We start from the raw sequence: 17,078 nt of genomic DNA on the forward strand, positions 1-17,078 counted from the left end.
GGAGCCCGTCCATGAGGGTCGAGGTGTACTTCGACATCCTGTGCCCCTGGTGCTACATCGGGAAGAGGAGGCTGGCGACCGCGCTCGCCGAACGCGAGGACGTGGAGGTCGTCTGGCGCAGCATGGAGCTGGACCCGGACGGCAGCCCGACGGCGGGCGCGACGGCGGCCGAGGTGATCGCCCAGTACCAGAGCGGGCCCGAGCGGGCCGCCGCCCGGGTGCGGCAGATCCAGTCGCTCGGGGAGGCCGAAGGACTGCGGCTCGACCTCCACAAGGCCCGGCCGGTCAACTCCTTCGACGCGCACCGGCTCGTCCACCTGGGCGCCGCGCACGGGCGGGCCGACGAGGTGCTCGAGCGTCTGCTGTACGGCTATCACACGGAGGGGCTCGACATCGCCGCCCCCGAGGTCCTGGAGAAGCTGGGGGTCGAGGCGGGGCTCGATCCGTCCGCGGTCCGCCGGGTGGTGGAGGGCACGGAGTACACGGAACACGTCCGCGCCGACGAACGGCGCGCCGTGGAACAGGGCATCAGGGGCGTGCCGACCCTGGTGGTCGACGGCGGGGCGCCCGCCTCGGCCGTGCAGAGCCCGGACGTCCTGGCCCGGCTGCTGACCCCCGGGTCCCGTGGCTGACCCCGGCGCCCGGTCCCGGCGAGGGCTCGTGTCCTCGCCGGGGCGGCTCGGTCCCCTCACTCCTGGTCACTCCTGGCGGAACCGGAATCCCACTCCTCGGACGGTCAGGATCCAACCGCTCTCGCGCAGCTTGCTCCGCATGGAGCTCACATGGGTGTCGATGGTCCGGCTCGCCTGGGCGCTCAGCCCCACGTCGGGCGGATGGCCCCAGACGTCGATCATCAGCCGCTGCCGGGACACGACGACACCCGGCCGGCTCGCGAGGTAGTGGAGCAGGTCGAACTCCTTGCGGGTCAGCGGGATGGGCCGGCCGTCGAGCTCGACCTCGCGGGACTCGCTGTCGAGGCGGAGGCCGCCCCGGGAGAGGGTGGCTCTGCGCTGACCGCCGATCCGGGCGCCGACCCGCCGCATGACGGCGTCGATTCGGGCCATCAGCTCCCGAAAAGAATAGGGCCGCTCAAGACAGTCGTCGGAGCCCGCCTGCAGTCCGAGAATCCGGTCGAGCTCGGCGGACTCGCCGGCGAAGGATATGATCGGTGTGTCGCCTGCCGCCCGCATGCGACGGCAAACTTCGATTCCGTCGATATCGGGCAGCCCGAGGTCGAGCAGTACGAGGTCGGCATTCTCGAATACGTTCAGAGCCTCGGCCCCCGAGCCGACCACGAGGGTGTCGTGACCGTGCCGTCTGAGGCCGTCTATCAGCGACTCTGCCTGATCTCGTTCGTCCCCGACCACAAGGACGCGCATTCGATCCCCCTCCGGGTTACTGCCGCCCCAACATTCGGTCAGAACTTTAACAAACTCCACGATAGGCCTCCAGGAGGCCTAAGGGAACCAGGCCGAGAAAACGCCCCCCTGAGTGGCATTTGCCTCGTTTCCACAATAACTTGAGCATCCATTTCCGTCACGCTATATCGATCGGTTCTGGCCATTCTCGAACGGCCCACGTAATTGACCCGCCACCCCGGCGGCCGCGGGCCGCCGACCCCGATCGCCCACCCGTGGGCACTCGTGATGCGATGGCCCCATGCGCATCACTCTCACCACCTGGTCCCTAGAGCAGACCTCTCCGTCCGACCTCCGCCCCTCCCGCGCCCCGGAGGGCGACGACATCACGATCGCGCGGGCCGCGGTCCCGTCGCCGGAGTACAGCCGCTTCCTCTATACGGCGGTCGGTGGCGACATCCACTGGAACGACCGCCTGTCGCTCACGTACAAGCAGTGGCAGGAGATCGTCGAGAAGCCGGGGGCCGAGATCTGGGTGGCGTACGACCGGGGGACGCCGGCCGGATACGTGGAGCTCGACCCGCAGCCCGGCGGTGTCGTCGAGATCGTCTACTTCGGCCTGATCCCCGCCTTCCGCGGCCGCGGGATCGGCGGCCACCTCCTGTCCGAGGGAGTGGCGCGCGCCTGGGACCTGGCGGAGCGCTGGCCGGACCGTGAGCCCACCCGGCGCGTCTGGCTGCACACCTGCTCGCTCGACGGCCCGCACGCGGTGGCCAACTACGAGCGGCGCGGTTTCCGGCTGTTCGACACCACGGTGGAGGAGGTCAAGGAGTCGGAGACTCCCGGCCCCTGGCCCGGCGCCCACGCCTGAGGCCGCGGCGGTCGCGCGCGGGGGCCCCAACTGGCCCTCGCGCGTGACCTACAGCACAACGTCTCACCTATCGAGACATCTATGTCCAAATCCTGGACGATGCTGGACTGGGTCCAAAGTCCCGTGACACGCTTCCGTCATGTCTGGAACTGGAATTGCCTTGGTGAGTCGGCGGCACGTCGACCTCGGCCGCATGTCCAGCGCCGTCTGTCCGGCGCGCTGAGAGCACCAGCACCGCCGCGATCTCCGCACCCCCCGACTCTGCCCCACCCTGCTGCGCACTGACGCGCCACCCTCTGACCTGAGCGCGAGTGTGCAGGTCAGAGCCGCCCTCTCGCAGTCCCGAAGGACAAGACGCCATGGCCGCCACCCCGGAAAACCCCACTCCCGCCGCCGCCCGCCGCAAGGTCGGGCGCCACCGTGGCGAGGGACAGTGGGCCGTGGGGCACTTCACCCCCCTGAACGGCAATGAGCAGTTCAAGAAGGACGACGACGGTCTCAACGTACGGACACGTATTGAGACGGTCTACTCGAAGCGCGGCTTCGACTCCATCGACCCCAACGACCTGCGCGGACGCATGCGCTGGTGGGGCCTCTACACCCAGCGCAAGCAGGGTCTGGACGGCACCAAGACGGGTGTCCTGGAGCCGGAGGAGCTGGACGACGAGTACTTCATGCTCCGGGTCCGCATCGACGGCGGCCGGCTGACCACCGAGCAGCTCCGGGTCATCGGCGAGATCTCCGAGGAGTTCGCCCGCGGCACCGCCGACATCACGGACCGGCAGAACGTCCAGTACCACTGGATCCGCATCGAGGACGTCCCCGAGATCTGGAACCGCCTGGAGGCGGTCGGCCTGTCGACCACCGAGGCCTGCGGCGACACCCCGCGAGTCATCCTCGGCTCCCCCGTGGCCGGCATCGCCGCCGACGAGATCATCGACGGCACCCCCGCCATCGACGAGATCCAGCGGCGGATCGTCGGCAACAAGGACTTCTCCAACCTGCCCCGCAAGTTCAAGTCCGCGGTCTCCGGCTCGCCCCTGCTCGACGTGGCGCACGAGATCAACGACATCGCCTTCGTCGGCGTCGAGCACCCGGAGCACGGCCCCGGCTTCGACGTGTGGGTCGGCGGCGGTCTGTCCACCAACCCCAAGCTCGGCGTCCGCCTCGGCACCTGGGTCTCCCTCGACGAGGTCCCCGACGTCTACGAGGGCGTCATCTCGATCTTCCGCGACTACGGCTACCGCCGACTGCGCAACCGCGCCCGTCTGAAGTTCCTCGTCGCCGACTGGGGCCCGGAGAAGTTCCGCCAGGTCCTGGAGGACGAGTACCTGAAGCGGAAGCTGACGGACGGCCCCGCGCCCGAGCAGCCCGCGGGCCGCTGGCGTGACCACGTCGGCGTGCACAAGCAGAAGGACGGCCGCTTCTACGTCGGCTTCGCGCCGCGCGTCGGCCGTGTCGACGGCGCCACCCTGACGAAGATCGCGGGCATCGCCGAGGCGCACGGCTCCGGCCGCGTCCGGACCACCGCCGAGCAGAAGATGCTCGTCCTCGACATCGAGGAGGCGCAGGTCGAGTCGATCGTCTCCGCGCTGGAGGCGCTGGACCTGCGGGTCACCCCCTCGCCGTTCCGGCGGGGCACGATGGCCTGCACCGGCATCGAGTTCTGCAAGCTCGCCATCGTCGAGACGAAGGGCCGCGGGTCCTCGCTCATCGACGAACTGGAGCGCCGCATCCCGGAGTTCGACGAGCCGCTGACGATCAACATCAACGGCTGCCCGAACGCCTGCGCCCGTATCCAGGTGGCGGACATCGGCCTCAAGGGTCAGCTGGTCCTGGACGACGAGGGCAACCGCGTCGAGGGCTACCAGGTCCACCTGGGCGGCGCGCTCGGCCTGGAGGCCGGCTTCGGCCGGAAGGTCCGCGGCCTCAAGGTCACGGCCGCCGAGCTCCCGGACTACGTCGAGCGGGTCCTCAAGCGCTTCCAGGCGGAGCGCGAGACCGGCGAGCGCTTCGCGACCTGGGCGGCCCGCGCGTCGGAGGAGGCCCTCTCATGAGCGAGCGAGCGGCGCCGTTCCACTGCCCCTACTGCGGCGACGAGGACCTGCGTCCGAACGAGCAGGGTCACGGCGCCTGGGAATGCGCCACGTGCAGTCGAGCCTTCCAGTTGAAGTTCCTGGGGCTCCTCGCCCCGGCGACTTCGGGCAACACCACTGGGAGGGAAGCGATATGACGATCACTCAGGACGCGACCGCGGCCGACCTCAAGGCACTCGCCGAGCAGGCCGGCCGTGATCTGGAGGACGCCTCCGCGCTGGAGATCCTCCGCTGGGCCGTGGACACCTTCGGTGACCGCTTCTGCGTCACCTCCTCCATGGAGGACGCGGTCGTCGCCCACCTCGCCTCGCGCGTCAAGCCGGGGGTGGACGTCGTCTTCCTCGACACGGGCTACCACTTCGAGGAGACCATCGGCACCCGGGACGCCGTCGACGCCGTCATGGACGTCAACGTCATCACCCTGACCCCGCGTCAGACGGTGGCCGAGCAGGACGCCGAGCACGGTCCGAGGCTCCACGACCGCGACCCCGACCTGTGCTGCGCGCTCCGCAAGGTCAAGCCGCTGGAAGAGGGCCTCACCGCGTACGGCGCGTGGGCCACCGGCCTGCGCCGCGACGAGTCCCCGACCCGGGCGAACACCCCGGTCGTCGGCTGGGACGAGAAGCGGCGGAAGGTCAAGGTCTCGCCCATCGCCCGCTGGACGCAGGACGACGTCGACGCGTACGTCACGGAGCACGGCGTCCTCACCAACCCGCTCCTCACGGACGGGTACGCCTCCGTCGGCTGCGCCCCGTGCACCCGCCGCGTCCTGGAGGGCGAGGACGCCCGCGCCGGACGCTGGGCCGGTCGCGCCAAGACCGAATGCGGGCTGCACGGATGACGGACACTCAGAGACTTCAGGAGAACCACGTGACCGGTGCCACCATCTGGCTCACCGGCCTGCCGAGCGCCGGAAAGACCACCATCGCGTACGAGCTGGCCGGCCGCCTCCGCGACGAGGGGCACGCCGTCGAGATCCTCGACGGCGACGAGATCCGCGAGTTCCTCTCCGCGGGTCTCGGCTTCACCCGCGAGGACCGGCACACCAACGTGCAGCGGATCGGCTTCGTCGCCGAGCTGCTCGCCTCGCACGGCGTGAAGGTCCTGGTCCCGGTCATCGCCCCGTACAACGACAGTCGCGAGGCGGTCCGCAAGCGCCACCAGGCCGAGGGCACCGCCTTCCTGGAGGTCCACGTGGCCACCCCGGTCGAGGTCTGCTCCGTCCGTGACGTGAAGGGCCTGTACGCCAAGCAGGCCGCCGGCGAGATCAGCGGCCTCACCGGCGTCGACGACCCGTACGAGGCGCCCGAGAACCCCGATCTCCGGATCGAGTCCCAGAACCAGACCGTGCAGGAGTCCGCTGCGCAGCTCCACGCGCTGCTCACCGAGAGGGGTCTGCTGTGAGCGACGCGCGCGCGGCCGCCGGGCCGCAGACGACCACGAATGCCACGCCTCTGCGCCGCGCGGGCGGAGAAGCGAACAAGGAGGCACAGTGACCACCGTCGCCCATGCTCACGACACGACGGACACTCCGTTCGCGCTGTCCCACCTCGACTCCCTGGAGTCCGAGGCCGTCCACATCTTCCGTGAGGTGGCGGGCGAGTTCGAGCGGCCGGTGATCCTCTTCTCCGGCGGCAAGGACTCCATCGTCATGCTGCACCTGGCGCTGAAGGCCTTCGCCCCCGCGCCGGTCCCCTTCACGCTGCTCCACGTCGACACCGGGCACAACTTCCCCGAGGTCATCGAGTACCGCGACCGCGTCGTCGCCCAGCACGGTCTGCGGCTGCACGTCGCCTCCGTGCAGGAGTACATCGACGCCGGCAAGCTCCGCGAGCGCCCGGACGGCACCCGCAACCCGCTGCAGACCGTCCCGCTGACCGAGGCGATCCAGCAGCACCGCTTCGACGCCGTCTTCGGCGGCGGCCGCCGCGACGAGGAGAAGGCCCGCGCCAAGGAGCGGGTGTTCTCGCTGCGCGACGAGTTCTCGCAGTGGGACCCGCGCCGGCAGCGCCCCGAGCTGTGGCAGCTCTACAACGGCCGGCACGCCCCCGGCGAGCACGTCCGGGTCTTCCCGCTCTCCAACTGGACCGAGCTGGACGTCTGGCAGTACATCGCCCGCGAGGGAATCGAGCTGCCGGAGATCTACTTCGCCCACGAGCGCGAGGTCTTCGCCCGCAACGGCATGTGGCTGACGGCCGGCGAGTGGGGCGGCCCGAAGGACACCGAGACGGTGGAGACGCGGCTGATCCGCTACCGCACCGTCGGTGACATGTCCTGCACGGGTGCCGTCGACTCCGACGCCACCACGCTCGACGCCGTCATCGCCGAGATCGCCGCCTCCCGCCTCACCGAGCGGGGCGCGACGCGCGCCGACGACAAGATGTCCGAGGCCGCGATGGAAGACCGCAAGCGCGAAGGGTACTTCTAATGAGCACGTCCACCGAGCAGTTCGCCGACGTCTCGGCCACCACCCTGCTGCGTTTCGCCACCGCCGGGTCCGTCGACGACGGCAAGTCCACCCTGGTGGGCCGGCTCCTGCACGACTCGAAGTCGGTCCTCACCGACCAGTTGGAGGCCGTCGAGGCCGCGTCCCTCAAGCGCGGCCAGGAGGCGCCCGACCTGGCGCTCCTCACCGACGGCCTGCGGGCCGAGCGCGAGCAGGGCATCACGATCGACGTGGCCTACCGCTACTTCGCGACCCCGCGCCGCCGCTTCATCCTCGCCGACACCCCCGGGCACGTGCAGTACACCCGGAACATGGTGACCGGCGCCTCCACCGCCGAGCTGGCCGTGGTCCTCGTCGACGCCCGCAACGGCGTGGTCGAGCAGACCCGCCGGCACGCGGCCGTCGCCGCGCTGCTCCGCGTCCCGCACGTGGTCCTCGCCGTGAACAAGATGGACCTGGTCGACTACCAGGAGCCCGTCTTCGCCGCGATCGCCGAGGAGTTCACGACGTACGCCTCCGAGCTCGGCGTCCCGGAGATCACCGCGATCCCGATCTCGGCGCTGGCCGGCGACAACGTCGTGGAGCCGTCCGCGAACATGGACTGGTACGGCGGCCCGACGGTCCTGGAGCACCTGGAGACCGTCCCGGTCAGCCACGACCTGACGGCCTGCCACGCGCGTTTCCCGGTGCAGTACGTGATCCGCCCGCAGACTGCCGAGCACCCCGACTACCGGGGCTACGCCGGTCAGATCGCGGCCGGTGCCTTCCGGGTCGGCGAGGAGATCACCGTCCTGCCCTCCGGCAAGACGTCGACGATCACCGGGATCGACGCGCTCGGCGAGTCCGTGGACATCGCCTGGGCCCCGCAGTCGGTGACGATCCGGCTCGCCGACGACATCGACATCTCGCGCGGCGACCTGCTCGCGCCGAGCGGCGACGCCCCGGCCACCAGCCAGGACATCGAGGCGACGGTCTGCCACGTGGCGGACCAGCCGCTCGCCGTCGGCCAGCGGGTCCTGCTCAAGCACACCACGCGCACGGTCAAGGCGATCGTCAAGGACATCCCCTCGCGGCTGACCCTGGACGACCTCTCCCAGCACCCGAACCCCGGGCAGCTGGTCGCCAACGACATCGGCCGGGTCGTGGTCCGCACCGCGGAGCCGCTCGCGCTCGACGCGTACGCGGACTCCCGCCGTACGGGTTCGTTCCTGCTGATCGACCCCGCGGACGGCACCACTCTCGCGGCCGGCATGGCGGGCGAGTCCTTCGCCACGACCAAGGCCGTCATCGCGGTGGACGAGGAAGAAGGGTGGGACTTCTGACATGAGCCAGGACTTCTACGCCACCTTCGCGAAGGAGGGCGGCCGGGTGGGCTCCGGCGCCCTCGGCGCGGGCCGGGGAGGTGTCGCGCGATGTGCGTGCTGACCTCGACGCACCGCGTGAGCGGTGCGAGCCGGCTCCACCCGCTCCACCCCGAACGACATAGACGCAGACTTCGCTGAGAAGTCGAACCGAGGGGATCACCACCCGTGCCTGCCACCACCCGTACCACCCTGCGCCGCGGCCTGGTCGCCGCCGCCGCCCTGCCGCTGCTGATCGGCGCACTCGCCTCCTGCGGCTACGGCTCCGAGGCCAAGAACGACGAGAAGAAGGTGGCCGCCGAGGGCGAGAAGCTCTCCGCCGACACCGTACGGCTCGGGTACTTCCCCAACCTCACGCACGCCACCGCGCTCGTCGGTGACCAGGAGGGCATCCTCCAGAAGGAGCTGGGCGGCACGAAGCTGGTGCCCACCACCTTCAACGCCGGCCCGTCCGAGATCGAGGCGCTGAACGCCGACTCGATCGACATCGGCTTCATCGGCCCCTCGCCGTCCATCAACGGCTACGTGAAGACCAAGGGCACCAACCTCCGCATCGTCGGCGGCGCCGCCTCCGGTGGCGTCAAGCTCGTGGTGAACCCGGCGAAGATCAAGACGGTGGACGACCTCAAGGGCAAGAGGATCGCCACCCCGCAGCTCGGCAACACGCAGGACGTGGCCTTCCTCAACTGGATCTCCGAGAAGGGCTGGAAGGTCGACGCCCAGAGCGGCAAGGGCGACGTCTCCGTGGTCCGCACGGACAACAAGGTCACCCCGAACGCCTACGCCTCCGGCGCCGTCGACGGCGCCTGGGTGCCCGAGCCGACCGCGTCCAAGCTGGTCAGCGACGGGGCGAAGGTGCTCCTCGACGAGTCCGACCTGTGGCCGGACAAGAAGTTCGTCATCACCAACATCATCGTGTCGCAGAAGTTCCTGACGGCGCACCCGGACGTCGTCGAGGCGTTCCTGCGCGGCTCGGTGAAGACCAACGAGTGGATCAACGCCAACCCGGACAAGGCGAAGGCCTCGGCCAACGCCAAGCTGAAGGACCTCTCCGGCAAGGCGCTGGGCGCGAAGGTGATCGACTCCGCCTGGCCGTCCATCCAGTTCACGAACGACCCGCTGGCGGCCACCCTCCGGGCCCAGGCCGACCACGCGGTGAAGGCCGGTCTCCTGAAGCAGCCCGAGCTGGCCGGCATCTACGACCTGAAGCCGCTCAACAAGGTCCTGAAGGCCGCGGGTCAGCCCGAGGTCTCCGACGCCGGTCTCGGCGCGAAGTAACAAGTCCGGCGCTCACAACCAGGAGGTGACGACCATGGCCACGACCGCGACGCTCGCCAAGGCCGAGGACCGTGCGGCGGTGACCCATGCCGCCCGCATCGAGCACGTCTCCAAGTCCTTCGGCGGCCCCGCCGGCGGGCAGCTCGTGCTCGACGACATCTCGCTCGATGTCGCCCCCGGCGAGTTCGTCACCCTCCTGGGCGCCTCGGGCTGCGGCAAGTCCACGCTGCTCAACCTGGTCGCCGGGCTCGACCGGCCGTCCGCGGGGTCCATCGAGACCCCCGGCGGCCGGCCGGCCCTGATGTTCCAGGAGCACGCCCTCTTCCCGTGGCTCACCGCGGGCAAGAACATCGAACTGGCCCTGCGGCTGCGCGGGGTCCCGAAGACCGAGCGCCGCGAGGAGGCCGAGCGGCTGCTCGACCTCGTCCGGCTCCGCGGTTCGTACGGCAAGCGGGTCCACGAGCTGTCCGGCGGCATGCGGCAGCGGGTCGCGCTCGCCCGCGCGCTCGCCCAGGACAGCGACCTGCTCCTGATGGACGAGCCGTTCGCCGCGCTCGACGCCATCACCCGGGACGTGCTGCACGACGAGCTGACCCGGATCTGGCGGGAGACGAAGCTGTCGGTGCTCTTCGTCACCCACAACGTGCGCGAGGCCGTGCGGCTGGCCGAGCGCGTCGTCCTCCTCTCGTCCCGGCCGGGCCGGATCGCGCATGAGTGGACCATCGACATCCCTCAGCCGCGTCGCATCGAGGACTCCGCCGTCGCGGAGCTGTCCCTCGAGATCACCGAGCACCTGCGTGGGGAGATCCGTCGTCATGGCCAGCACTGAAACCACCCCCAAGGCGCCGAAGGCCGACGACCTCGCGGGGCTCGAAGCCGGTCTCGACGCCCTCGACACCGTGCAGATCCGGCGGACCCCGGTCCGCGAGGTGCTGGTCAAGAAGGTGTTCCCGCCGGTCGTCGCCGTCGTGCTCGTCCTGGTGGTGTGGCAGCTCCTGGTGTCCCTGAAGGTCACCGACGAGTTCAAGCTGCCCGCGCCGTCCGCCGTGTGGGACAGCCTGACCACGATGTGGTTGGAGGGCACGCTCCTCGACGTCCTGTGGACGAGCGTGTCCCGGGCCCTGTTCGGCTTCCTCCTGGCGCTGGTCATCGGCACCCCGCTGGGCCTGCTCGTCTCCCGCGTGAAGTTCGTGCGGGCGGCGATCGGCCCGATCCTCGCGGGACTCCAGTCGCTCCCCTCGGTGGCCTGGGTGGCGCCCGCCGTCCTGTGGCTCGGCCTCAACGACAGCATGATGTACGCGGTGATCCTGCTCGGCGCCGTCCCGTCGATCGCCAACGGCCTCGTCGCCGGCGTCGACCAGGTCCCGCCGCTGTTCCTGCGGGCCGGCCAGACGCTCGGCGCGACGGGCCTCAGGGGCGCCTGGCACATCGTGATGCCGGCCGCGCTGCCCGGATACCTCGCCGGACTCAAGCAGGGCTGGGCGTTCTCCTGGCGTTCGCTGATGGCGGCGGAGATCATCGCGTCCTCGCCGGATCTGGGTCTCGGCCTCGGGCAGCTCCTGGAGAACGGCCGCAACAACATCGACATGGCCGGGATCTTCCTGGCGATCATCCTGATCCTGATCGTCGGCATCGCCATCGACCTGCTCATCTTCAGCCCGCTCGAGCGCGCGGTGCTCCGCCGCCGCGGCCTCCTCACGAAGGGCTGAACCGCGCCGTGAACCCCGTCCTCCTCGTGATCGCCCACGGCAGCCGCGACCCGCGGCACGCGGCGACCGTCCAGGCGCTGGTGCGCCGGGCCGGTGGGCTGCGGCCGGGGCTGCGCGTGGAGACGGCGTTCCTGGACTTCAACCTGCCCTCGGCGCCGGGGGTCCTGGACCGGCTGGCCGCCGACGGGGTCCGGGAGGTCGTGGCGCTGCCGCTCCTGCTCACCCGGGCCTTCCACGCGAAGGCCGACATCCCCGCCGTCCTGCGCCAGGCACCGCCGTCCCTGAGCATCCGCCAGGCGGAGGTCCTCGGCCCGTCGCCGCTGCTGATCGCGGCGGTGGAGCGGCGGTTGTACGAGGCCGGGCTGACGCCCGGCGACAAGAGCGCGACCGGGGTCGTCCTGGCCTCGGCGGGCTCCACAGACCCGGAGGCGATCGCGGTGATCGCAGAAACGGCGCGGGAGCTGCGGCGCACCGGTTGGTGCTCCGTGCGACCCGCGTTCGCCTCCGCATCCCTTCCCCGTACGGAGGACGCCGTCCGGGCCCTGCGTACGGAACCTGGCGTCCGCCGGGTGGCGGTCGCCCCGTACGTGATCGCCCCGGGCCGCCTCCCGGACCGCATCGCGGCGGGCGCGGCCGGAGCCGACGTCCTCGCGGACGTCCTGGGCCCCTCCCCCGAACTGGCGGGCCTCCTCCTGGAGCGGTACGACGGTGCCCGCGCGGCCCGCCGACCGGTCGCGAGGACCGCCTAGCGCTGTGGGTTCCGGCCGCTGATCGCCAGGGCGCGGTCGAGCGCCGGGGCGTCGGCGGGTGCGTCGACGACCGCGGCGAAGCCCTCGTACTGGCGGTACATCTCCGCGTACCGCTCGACCACGCCGAGCAGGTAGACCGCCGTCGCCTCGGGCAGGGTGAAGTCCTGGCCGGTGGAGCGGGCCAGGTCCCAGCCGTGCAGGGCGAGTTCCTCGGCGAGCATGGCGGCGATCTCGGCGGCCGGCACGGCGCTGCCGCCCATGTCGACGTCGCCCTCCCAGGCCTCGGGCTTCTCCCAGGCGGCCAGGGCCCGGTCGAGCTGGGCGGCGTACGCCTCGGCCCAGCCGTCTTCGCCGGTGAAGTCCCGCTGGACGGTCTCCTCGGGGAGCTCGGTGCGCAGCGCCCGGTGTTCGAGGCCGTGCGCCGAGTAGAGGACCATGTGGTTGGCGAGTTCGCGGACCGTCCAGCCGTCGCAGACGGAGGGGGCGGCGAGTTGTTCGGGCGTGACGGCGCGGGCGACCCGGCTCGCCTCGGCGGCGCAGACGGTGAGGTGGTGGTGGGTCTCGTTCATGCCGCCGACGGTACGGAGCGTCCCGGCGCCGGGTCTTGAACTTTCGCGCCAGGCCCTAGCTGAAGTCGAGGCCGCCGGTACGGGTGCGCTTGAGTTCGAAGAGGTCGGGGTGGGAGGCGAGGACGCGGAAGCTGTCGAAGAGTTCGGCGGCCTTCTCGCCGCGCGGGATCGCCCGCAGGACCGGTCCGAACCAGACGGTGCCGTCGACGTGGAGGGTGGGGGTGCCGACGTACGCGTCGGCCTCGGGGTCCTTGCCGGCGTCGTGGCTGCGGAGGACCGCCTCGTCGTGGGCCGGGTCGTGGGCGGCGGCGGCGAGTTCGGGCGGCAGGCCGAGTTCGGTGAGCGATTCGGCGATGACGGCGTCGAAGTCCTTCTGCTTCTTCTCGTGGATGCGGGTGCCGTACGCGGTGTAGAGCGGGCGCAGGATCTCCTCGCCGTGCTGTTCGGCGGCGGCCGCCGCCACCCGGACCGGGCCGATGGAGGCGTCGACGAGCTCGCGGTACCAGTCGGGCAGGGTGTTGCCCTCGTTGTGGACGTACAGGCTCATGACCTTGAAGCGGAGGTCGATGTCCCGGTGGCGCTCGACCTCCAGGATCCAGCGGGAGGTGATCCAGGCGAAGGGGCAGGCGGGGTCGAAGTAGAAGTCGACGGTGGGACGGGGCGTGGTCGCGGTGCTTGTCATGGGTGGAATCTAGCCAGCCGATGGCCCTGATCCACGGGCCATTCGGCGGCTGTTCGGCTGGGCCACTTCGGGGTCAGTCCTGCCGTGTCATCTCGACGAGCTTGACCACGGTGTTCCAGTTCCGGGCGGTGGCGACGAGCCCCTTCACGACGGACGGCCGGGAGACCGCTTCACCGAGCCTGGACCTCCCGAGTCCCTCGGGGGCGTAGAGGTAGAGCACGCGGTCGCCGAGGGCGAAGTCCTCGGGGAGGTGGGCCTTCCGGTCGATCGCGGCGAAGCGCTCGGGGCCGACGGCCTCCGAGTAGTAGATGGCGTGGAGTTGCTTGCCCTCCAGGCCGGCGGCCGGGAAGGGGCAGGCGGCGGCGACGGCGGCGAGGTAGGCGTGGTCGCGGACGAGGCAGTCGACGCGGAAGCCGAAGCGGCCCTCGATCGCGTCTTCCAGCGCGGTCCTGAGCGCGTCCTCACCGGCGGCCGAGTCGGTGGTGAAGACGGCGTTCCCGCTCTGGAGGTAGGTGCGGGCGTCCGTGTGCCCGAGACCTTCGAGGAGGTTCCGGAGGTCCGCCATGGGGACCTTGCGGTGCCCGCTGACGTTGATGCCCCGGAGCAGGGCCGCGTAGGTCTTCGTCGTCGTCATGGGGCAAATGTAAGCGGCCACCGTGCCTCGTGGGGGGCGGCGCGGTGGCCGGTTCGAACACTGTCCGATTCACGGCGCCCGGAGAAGACCCTTCACCCATCTGTGACTTATTCAACAAGGTTTCTTAATGACGAATCCGTCATCTGCGCTGATAGCGGGCGAGGACCCGGTTGCCGTCCTCGACCAGGCGTCTGCGCAGCTCGGCGCCGTCGATGGCGCCGCTGTAGTACTCCTGGAAGGCGGGGGTCGCCACCTTGTCCTTCCACTCGGGATAGCCGCGCACCGACTGCGCGGGCGCGGGCCGGAGCCGCTCGGCCACCGCCGCCCCGGTCGCCCAGCCGTCCCGCGCGGTGTGCAGGGAGGGGTCGGCGAGCGCGGCCGTGCCGGTGGGCAGCATCCAGTCGCCGCGCGCGAGCCGCACCATGTTCGCCGGGCGCAGGAGGAAGTCGAGGAACCGGGCCGCCTCCTTCTTGTGGGCGCTGTCCTCGGCGATCGACAGGGTCTGCGGGGAGACGCCCTGGGCGAGCCCCTCGCCGCCGGCGGGCGCGGGCAGCACGGTCCACTCGAAGCCCTCGGGTGCCTGCTGCGCGATCTGCTGCCGGTAGGCGAAACCCAGCGGGACCATGGCGTACTTGCCGGCGAAGAAGCCGGGAAGGGTGTCGGAGCCGCCGCTGCCGAGGGTCGTGCGCGGGGCGGTCCGGTCGGTGACGACCTGGTCGTGGACGGTGCCGGGGACGACGCCGTCGGCCTCGGTGAAGTCGACGGTCACCCGGCCGTCCGGGTCCCGGTGGAAGAGCCGGCCGCCGGCCGAGACCCCGAGGTTGAGGCTGACGGAGACGGGTTCCTTGAGCGGCCAGGCGACCGCGTACCGGCCGGGTCCCATGGTCCGGGTGAGGTCCCGGGCGATCTGCCGGAACTCGCTCCAGCTCCAGGGCTTCTCCGGGGTGGGGACGCGCACGCCGGAGGACTCCAGGATCTTCCGGTTGGCGATGAGGACGCGCGGTTCCTGGAGGAAGGGCACGCCGTAGACGCCCTCGCCGAAGGTGGTGGTCTCCCAGCCGCGGGCGGGGATGTCGGCGCGCAGCCGTTCGGACAGGAGCGGGCGGAGGTCGGCGAGGTGGCCGCCGTAGGCGAAGTCGGCCAGGTCGTCGGAGGCGTCGTGGATGATGTCGGGCGCCTCGCCGCCCTCGAAGGAGGTGAGGAGCTGGTCGTGGACGGAGTCCCAACTGCCCTGGACGTAGTCGACCTGCACGTCGGGGTGGGTGGCGTTCCACTCGTTCACCAGCTGCCGGTTGGCGTCGACGGACTCCTTCTGCCAGGCGAGGGACTGGAAGCGGAGGCGTACGACCCCGCCGTCGGAGCCGTCGTTCCCGGTGGTGCAGCCGGTGAGGAGGAGAAGGAGCACGGCGGCGAGGGTGGGGAACCGTCTCATGACTTCACCGCCCCGGCCAGCGTCCCGCCGGTGATGCGTCTCTGGAGGATGCCGAAGACGACGAGGGACGGCAGGGTCGCGAGGAAGGCGGCGGCGGCCAGCGGGCCGAGGTCGGCGACGCCCTCCGCGCCGAGGAAGTGGGTGAGGACGACCGGCAGGGTCTGCTTCTCGGGGGTCTTGAGGAGGACGAGCGCGAAGAAGAACTCGTTCCAGGCGGTGACGAAGGCGAAGAGCGCGGTGGCGACGATGCCCGGGGCGAGCAGCGGGGCGGTGACCGAGACGAGGGTACGGATCCGGCCGGCGCCGTCGACGGCTGCGGCCTCCTCCAGTTCGGCCGGGACGGCCCTGACGTAGCCCATGAGCATCCAGAGCGCGAAGGGCAGCGACCAGACCACGTAGACGAGGACGAGCCCGGCGACGCTGTTGATCAGGTGCAGGTTCTTGAGGATCAGGAAGAGCGGGATGATCACGAGGACGAAGGGGAAGGCCTGGCTGATCACCACCCAGCCGGTGGCGGCTCCGGCGAGCCGGCCCCGGTGGCGGGCCGTCACATAGGCGAGCGGGGTCGCGACGGCCACCGCGATCACGGCGGCGGAGACGGCCGCGAGCAGGCTGTTCGTGGCGGCCCTGAGCAGGGGCTGCTCGTCGAAGGCCTGCCGGAAGTTGTCGAGGGTCGGGTCCTCGGGGATCCAGGTGGGGTGGAGCGAGGCCAGCTCGGGGGCGGGCTTGAAGGCGGTCGAGACCAGCCAGAGGAAGGGGAAGGCGAGGAAGACCAGGTACGCGAGGAGGGCCAGGTACTGGCCTGCCCGCGCGGGCCCGCTCGTCCGGAGGGCGCTCACCGGTCCTGGTCCCCTTTCAGGCGGCGTACGAGGGAGAGGGCGATGAGCACCGAGACGGCGGCGACCATCACACAGCCCATCGCGGCGGCGTAGCCGAACTGGCCGTAGCGGAAGGCCTCTTCGTACGCGAAGAGCATGGGGAGCCGGGTGCGGCCGCCCGGTCCGCCGTTGGTCAGGACGTAGACCAGGGCGAAGGAGTTGAAGTTCCAGATGAGGTTGAGCGCGGTGATGGCGAGGGCGACGGGCCGGAGCGCGGGCCAGGTGACGGCGCGGAAGCGGCGCCAGGCGCCGGCGCCGTCGAGGGCGGCGGCCTCGTGGAGTTCGCGCGGGGTGTTCTGGAGTCCGGCGAGCAGGGCGACGGTGGTCTGCGGCATGCCGGCCCAGACGCCGACGACGATGACGGCGGGGAGGGCGGTGGCGAGGCCGGAGAGCCAGTCGTGGCCCTCGCCCAGGCCCAGGTCTCGCAGGGTCTCGTTGAGGATGCCGGCGTCGGGGTTGTAGACGAGCCGCCACATGATGCCGACGACGACCTCCGGCATCGCCCAGGGGACGATGGCGAGCGCCCGTGCCAGCCACCGGAAGCGGAGGTTCTGGTCGAGGAGGAGGGCGAGGCCGAGGGCGAGGAGGAACTGCGGGACGGTGACCCCGACGGCCCAGAGCACGCCGATGCGGAACGAGTCCCAGAAGAGGGTGTCGTGCAGCAGGTCCTGGAAGTTGAGGGTCCCGACCCAGCGGGTGGCCTGGGTGCGGCCGGACTGGGCGTCGGTGAAGGCGAGCGCGATGCCGTAGAGGAGCGGGCCGACGCTGAGGACGAGGATCGGCAGGAGCGCCGGGAGCACGAGGAACCAGGCGCCGAGGTCGGGGCCGCGCGGCCGTGCCCCGGGGGCGGCGCGCGGTGTGCGCGCTCTGCCCGGCCGCTTCGTCACGGTCACGGAGCTCACGATCCGACCCCCGTCTCCCCCCGGCTCCGTCCCGGGGGACCCCCGTGACGCCGCCGTGGTAGTTCCGCCATGGTGCTGACGGGACGGGGGGGCGTCAAGGCGGCCTGCGGGGT

The 17,078-nt window shown here is 71.0% G+C and carries 20 protein-coding genes; 13 read left to right on the forward strand and 7 right to left on the reverse strand.

The window, feature by feature from the left end; genetic code table 11:
- Nucleotides 1-11: 11 nt before the first annotated feature.
- Nucleotides 12-632: a DsbA family oxidoreductase gene (locus ACZ51I_RS30700; RefSeq protein WP_468882398.1), complete on the forward strand. Its 621-nt coding sequence runs from the start codon at nucleotides 12-14 to the stop codon at nucleotides 630-632.
- A 66-nt stretch (nucleotides 633-698) separates the two neighbouring features.
- On the opposite strand, the gene ACZ51I_RS30705 is transcribed toward ACZ51I_RS30700, so the two are convergent.
- Nucleotides 699-1,379 carry a response regulator transcription factor gene (locus ACZ51I_RS30705; RefSeq protein ID WP_468882400.1) on the reverse strand — a complete coding sequence of 227 codons (681 nt, stop codon included), beginning with the start codon at nucleotides 1,377-1,379 and terminating at the stop codon, nucleotides 699-701.
- A 280-nt stretch (nucleotides 1,380-1,659) separates the two neighbouring features.
- Here ACZ51I_RS30705 and ACZ51I_RS30710 point away from each other — a divergent pair, with 280 nt between their 5' ends.
- From ACZ51I_RS30710 to ACZ51I_RS30765, 12 genes are all read left to right on the forward strand, one after another.
- Complete coding sequence (locus ACZ51I_RS30710) at nucleotides 1,660-2,229, forward strand: GNAT family N-acetyltransferase (protein ID WP_468882402.1); 570 nt, start codon at nucleotides 1,660-1,662, stop codon at nucleotides 2,227-2,229.
- A gap of 139 nt (nucleotides 2,230-2,368) precedes the next feature.
- A complete protein-coding gene (locus ACZ51I_RS30715) occupies nucleotides 2,369-2,452 on the forward strand; it encodes a putative leader peptide (protein ID WP_342669711.1) in 84 nt (27 codons plus the stop codon).
- Nucleotides 2,453-2,588: 136 nt separating this feature from the next.
- Nucleotides 2,589-4,286 carry a nitrite/sulfite reductase gene (locus tag ACZ51I_RS30720; RefSeq protein WP_468882405.1) on the forward strand — a complete coding sequence of 566 codons (1,698 nt, stop codon included), beginning with the start codon at nucleotides 2,589-2,591 and terminating at the stop codon, nucleotides 4,284-4,286.
- Nucleotides 4,283-4,462, forward strand: coding sequence for a hypothetical protein (locus tag ACZ51I_RS30725; protein ID WP_468882407.1), 180 nt, complete (start codon nucleotides 4,283-4,285; stop codon nucleotides 4,460-4,462). Before ACZ51I_RS30720 ends, ACZ51I_RS30725 begins: the two co-directional genes overlap by 4 nt.
- Entirely contained in the window at nucleotides 4,459-5,166 is a 708-nt protein-coding gene (locus tag ACZ51I_RS30730; RefSeq protein WP_468882409.1) for a phosphoadenylyl-sulfate reductase, read from the forward strand. The genes ACZ51I_RS30725 and ACZ51I_RS30730 overlap by 4 nt, the downstream gene beginning before the upstream one ends.
- Complete coding sequence (gene cysC, locus ACZ51I_RS30735) at nucleotides 5,148-5,729, forward strand: adenylyl-sulfate kinase (RefSeq protein WP_468882412.1); 582 nt, start codon at nucleotides 5,148-5,150, stop codon at nucleotides 5,727-5,729. Before ACZ51I_RS30730 ends, cysC begins: the two co-directional genes overlap by 19 nt.
- 88 nt (nucleotides 5,730-5,817) lie before the next feature.
- Nucleotides 5,818-6,753 carry a sulfate adenylyltransferase subunit CysD gene (gene cysD / locus ACZ51I_RS30740; RefSeq protein ID WP_468882414.1) on the forward strand — a complete coding sequence of 312 codons (936 nt, stop codon included), beginning with the start codon at nucleotides 5,818-5,820 and terminating at the stop codon, nucleotides 6,751-6,753.
- The gene (locus ACZ51I_RS30745; protein ID WP_468882417.1) at nucleotides 6,753-8,093 is read left to right on the forward strand and encodes a sulfate adenylyltransferase subunit 1; all 1,341 of its coding nucleotides are present in this window, start codon (nucleotides 6,753-6,755) and stop codon (nucleotides 8,091-8,093) included. The genes cysD and ACZ51I_RS30745 overlap by 1 nt, the downstream gene beginning before the upstream one ends.
- Nucleotides 8,094-8,300: 207 nt before the next feature.
- Entirely contained in the window at nucleotides 8,301-9,410 is a 1,110-nt protein-coding gene (locus ACZ51I_RS30750; protein ID WP_468882420.1) for an aliphatic sulfonate ABC transporter substrate-binding protein, read from the forward strand.
- 34 nt (nucleotides 9,411-9,444) lie between these two features.
- Entirely contained in the window at nucleotides 9,445-10,239 is a 795-nt protein-coding gene (locus ACZ51I_RS30755) for an ABC transporter ATP-binding protein (protein ID WP_468882422.1), read from the forward strand.
- Nucleotides 10,226-11,119 (forward strand): ABC transporter permease, encoded by an 894-nt coding sequence (locus tag ACZ51I_RS30760; protein WP_468882425.1) that lies wholly within the window; start codon nucleotides 10,226-10,228, stop codon nucleotides 11,117-11,119. The genes ACZ51I_RS30755 and ACZ51I_RS30760 overlap by 14 nt, the downstream gene beginning before the upstream one ends.
- Nucleotides 11,116-11,868: a sirohydrochlorin chelatase gene (locus ACZ51I_RS30765; RefSeq protein ID WP_468882516.1), complete on the forward strand. Its 753-nt coding sequence runs from the start codon at nucleotides 11,116-11,118 to the stop codon at nucleotides 11,866-11,868. Before ACZ51I_RS30760 ends, ACZ51I_RS30765 begins: the two co-directional genes overlap by 4 nt.
- Here ACZ51I_RS30765 and ACZ51I_RS30770 read toward each other — a convergent pair.
- The 6 genes from ACZ51I_RS30770 to ACZ51I_RS30795 form a co-directional block, all read right to left on the reverse strand.
- Nucleotides 11,865-12,437, reverse strand: coding sequence for a TIGR03086 family metal-binding protein (locus ACZ51I_RS30770; protein ID WP_468882427.1), 573 nt, complete (start codon nucleotides 12,435-12,437; stop codon nucleotides 11,865-11,867). The genes ACZ51I_RS30765 and ACZ51I_RS30770 overlap by 4 nt on opposite strands.
- Before the next feature lie 55 nt (nucleotides 12,438-12,492).
- Nucleotides 12,493-13,119: a mycothiol-dependent nitroreductase Rv2466c family protein gene (locus tag ACZ51I_RS30775; protein ID WP_468882429.1), complete on the reverse strand. Its 627-nt coding sequence runs from the start codon at nucleotides 13,117-13,119 to the stop codon at nucleotides 12,493-12,495.
- Between the two features lie 73 nt (nucleotides 13,120-13,192).
- Complete coding sequence (locus ACZ51I_RS30780) at nucleotides 13,193-13,753, reverse strand: DUF1697 domain-containing protein (protein ID WP_468882432.1); 561 nt, start codon at nucleotides 13,751-13,753, stop codon at nucleotides 13,193-13,195.
- Nucleotides 13,754-13,892: 139 nt separating this feature from the next.
- On the reverse strand, nucleotides 13,893-15,185 hold the full coding sequence (locus ACZ51I_RS30785; RefSeq protein WP_468882435.1) for an ABC transporter substrate-binding protein: 1,293 nt from the start codon (nucleotides 15,183-15,185) through the stop codon (nucleotides 13,893-13,895).
- Nucleotides 15,182-16,024 carry a carbohydrate ABC transporter permease gene (locus tag ACZ51I_RS30790; protein ID WP_468882437.1) on the reverse strand — a complete coding sequence of 281 codons (843 nt, stop codon included), beginning with the start codon at nucleotides 16,022-16,024 and terminating at the stop codon, nucleotides 15,182-15,184. Before ACZ51I_RS30790 ends, ACZ51I_RS30785 begins: the two co-directional genes overlap by 4 nt.
- Nucleotides 16,021-16,965, reverse strand: coding sequence for a carbohydrate ABC transporter permease (locus ACZ51I_RS30795; protein ID WP_468882440.1), 945 nt, complete (start codon nucleotides 16,963-16,965; stop codon nucleotides 16,021-16,023). The genes ACZ51I_RS30790 and ACZ51I_RS30795 overlap by 4 nt, the downstream gene beginning before the upstream one ends.
- Between the last annotated feature and the right edge of the window lie 113 nt (nucleotides 16,966-17,078).

Source organism: Streptomyces sp. NPDC034084 (assembly GCF_055575535.1).

Coding starts and splice junctions, on each gene's coding strand:
- ACZ51I_RS30785 (WP_468882435.1), bottom strand. CDS start 15,185: ATGAGACGGTTCCCCACCCTCGCCGCCGTGCTCCTTCTCCTCCTCACC.
- ACZ51I_RS30760 (WP_468882425.1), top strand. CDS start 10,226: ATGGCCAGCACTGAAACCACCCCCAAGGCGCCGAAGGCCGACGACCTC.
- cysC (WP_468882412.1), top strand. CDS start 5,148: ATGCGGGCTGCACGGATGACGGACACTCAGAGACTTCAGGAGAACCAC.
- ACZ51I_RS30710 (WP_468882402.1), top strand. CDS start 1,660: ATGCGCATCACTCTCACCACCTGGTCCCTAGAGCAGACCTCTCCGTCC.
- ACZ51I_RS30720 (WP_468882405.1), top strand. CDS start 2,589: ATGGCCGCCACCCCGGAAAACCCCACTCCCGCCGCCGCCCGCCGCAAG.
- ACZ51I_RS30730 (WP_468882409.1), top strand. CDS start 4,459: ATGACGATCACTCAGGACGCGACCGCGGCCGACCTCAAGGCACTCGCC.
- ACZ51I_RS30755 (WP_468882422.1), top strand. CDS start 9,445: ATGGCCACGACCGCGACGCTCGCCAAGGCCGAGGACCGTGCGGCGGTG.
- ACZ51I_RS30775 (WP_468882429.1), bottom strand. CDS start 13,119: ATGACAAGCACCGCGACCACGCCCCGTCCCACCGTCGACTTCTACTTC.
- ACZ51I_RS30700 (WP_468882398.1), top strand. CDS start 12: ATGAGGGTCGAGGTGTACTTCGACATCCTGTGCCCCTGGTGCTACATC.
- ACZ51I_RS30770 (WP_468882427.1), bottom strand. CDS start 12,437: ATGAACGAGACCCACCACCACCTCACCGTCTGCGCCGCCGAGGCGAGC.
- ACZ51I_RS30780 (WP_468882432.1), bottom strand. CDS start 13,753: ATGACGACGACGAAGACCTACGCGGCCCTGCTCCGGGGCATCAACGTC.
- ACZ51I_RS30725 (WP_468882407.1), top strand. CDS start 4,283: ATGAGCGAGCGAGCGGCGCCGTTCCACTGCCCCTACTGCGGCGACGAG.
- ACZ51I_RS30745 (WP_468882417.1), top strand. CDS start 6,753: ATGAGCACGTCCACCGAGCAGTTCGCCGACGTCTCGGCCACCACCCTG.
- ACZ51I_RS30715 (WP_342669711.1), top strand. CDS start 2,369: ATGTCTGGAACTGGAATTGCCTTGGTGAGTCGGCGGCACGTCGACCTC.
- ACZ51I_RS30705 (WP_468882400.1), bottom strand. CDS start 1,379: ATGCGCGTCCTTGTGGTCGGGGACGAACGAGATCAGGCAGAGTCGCTG.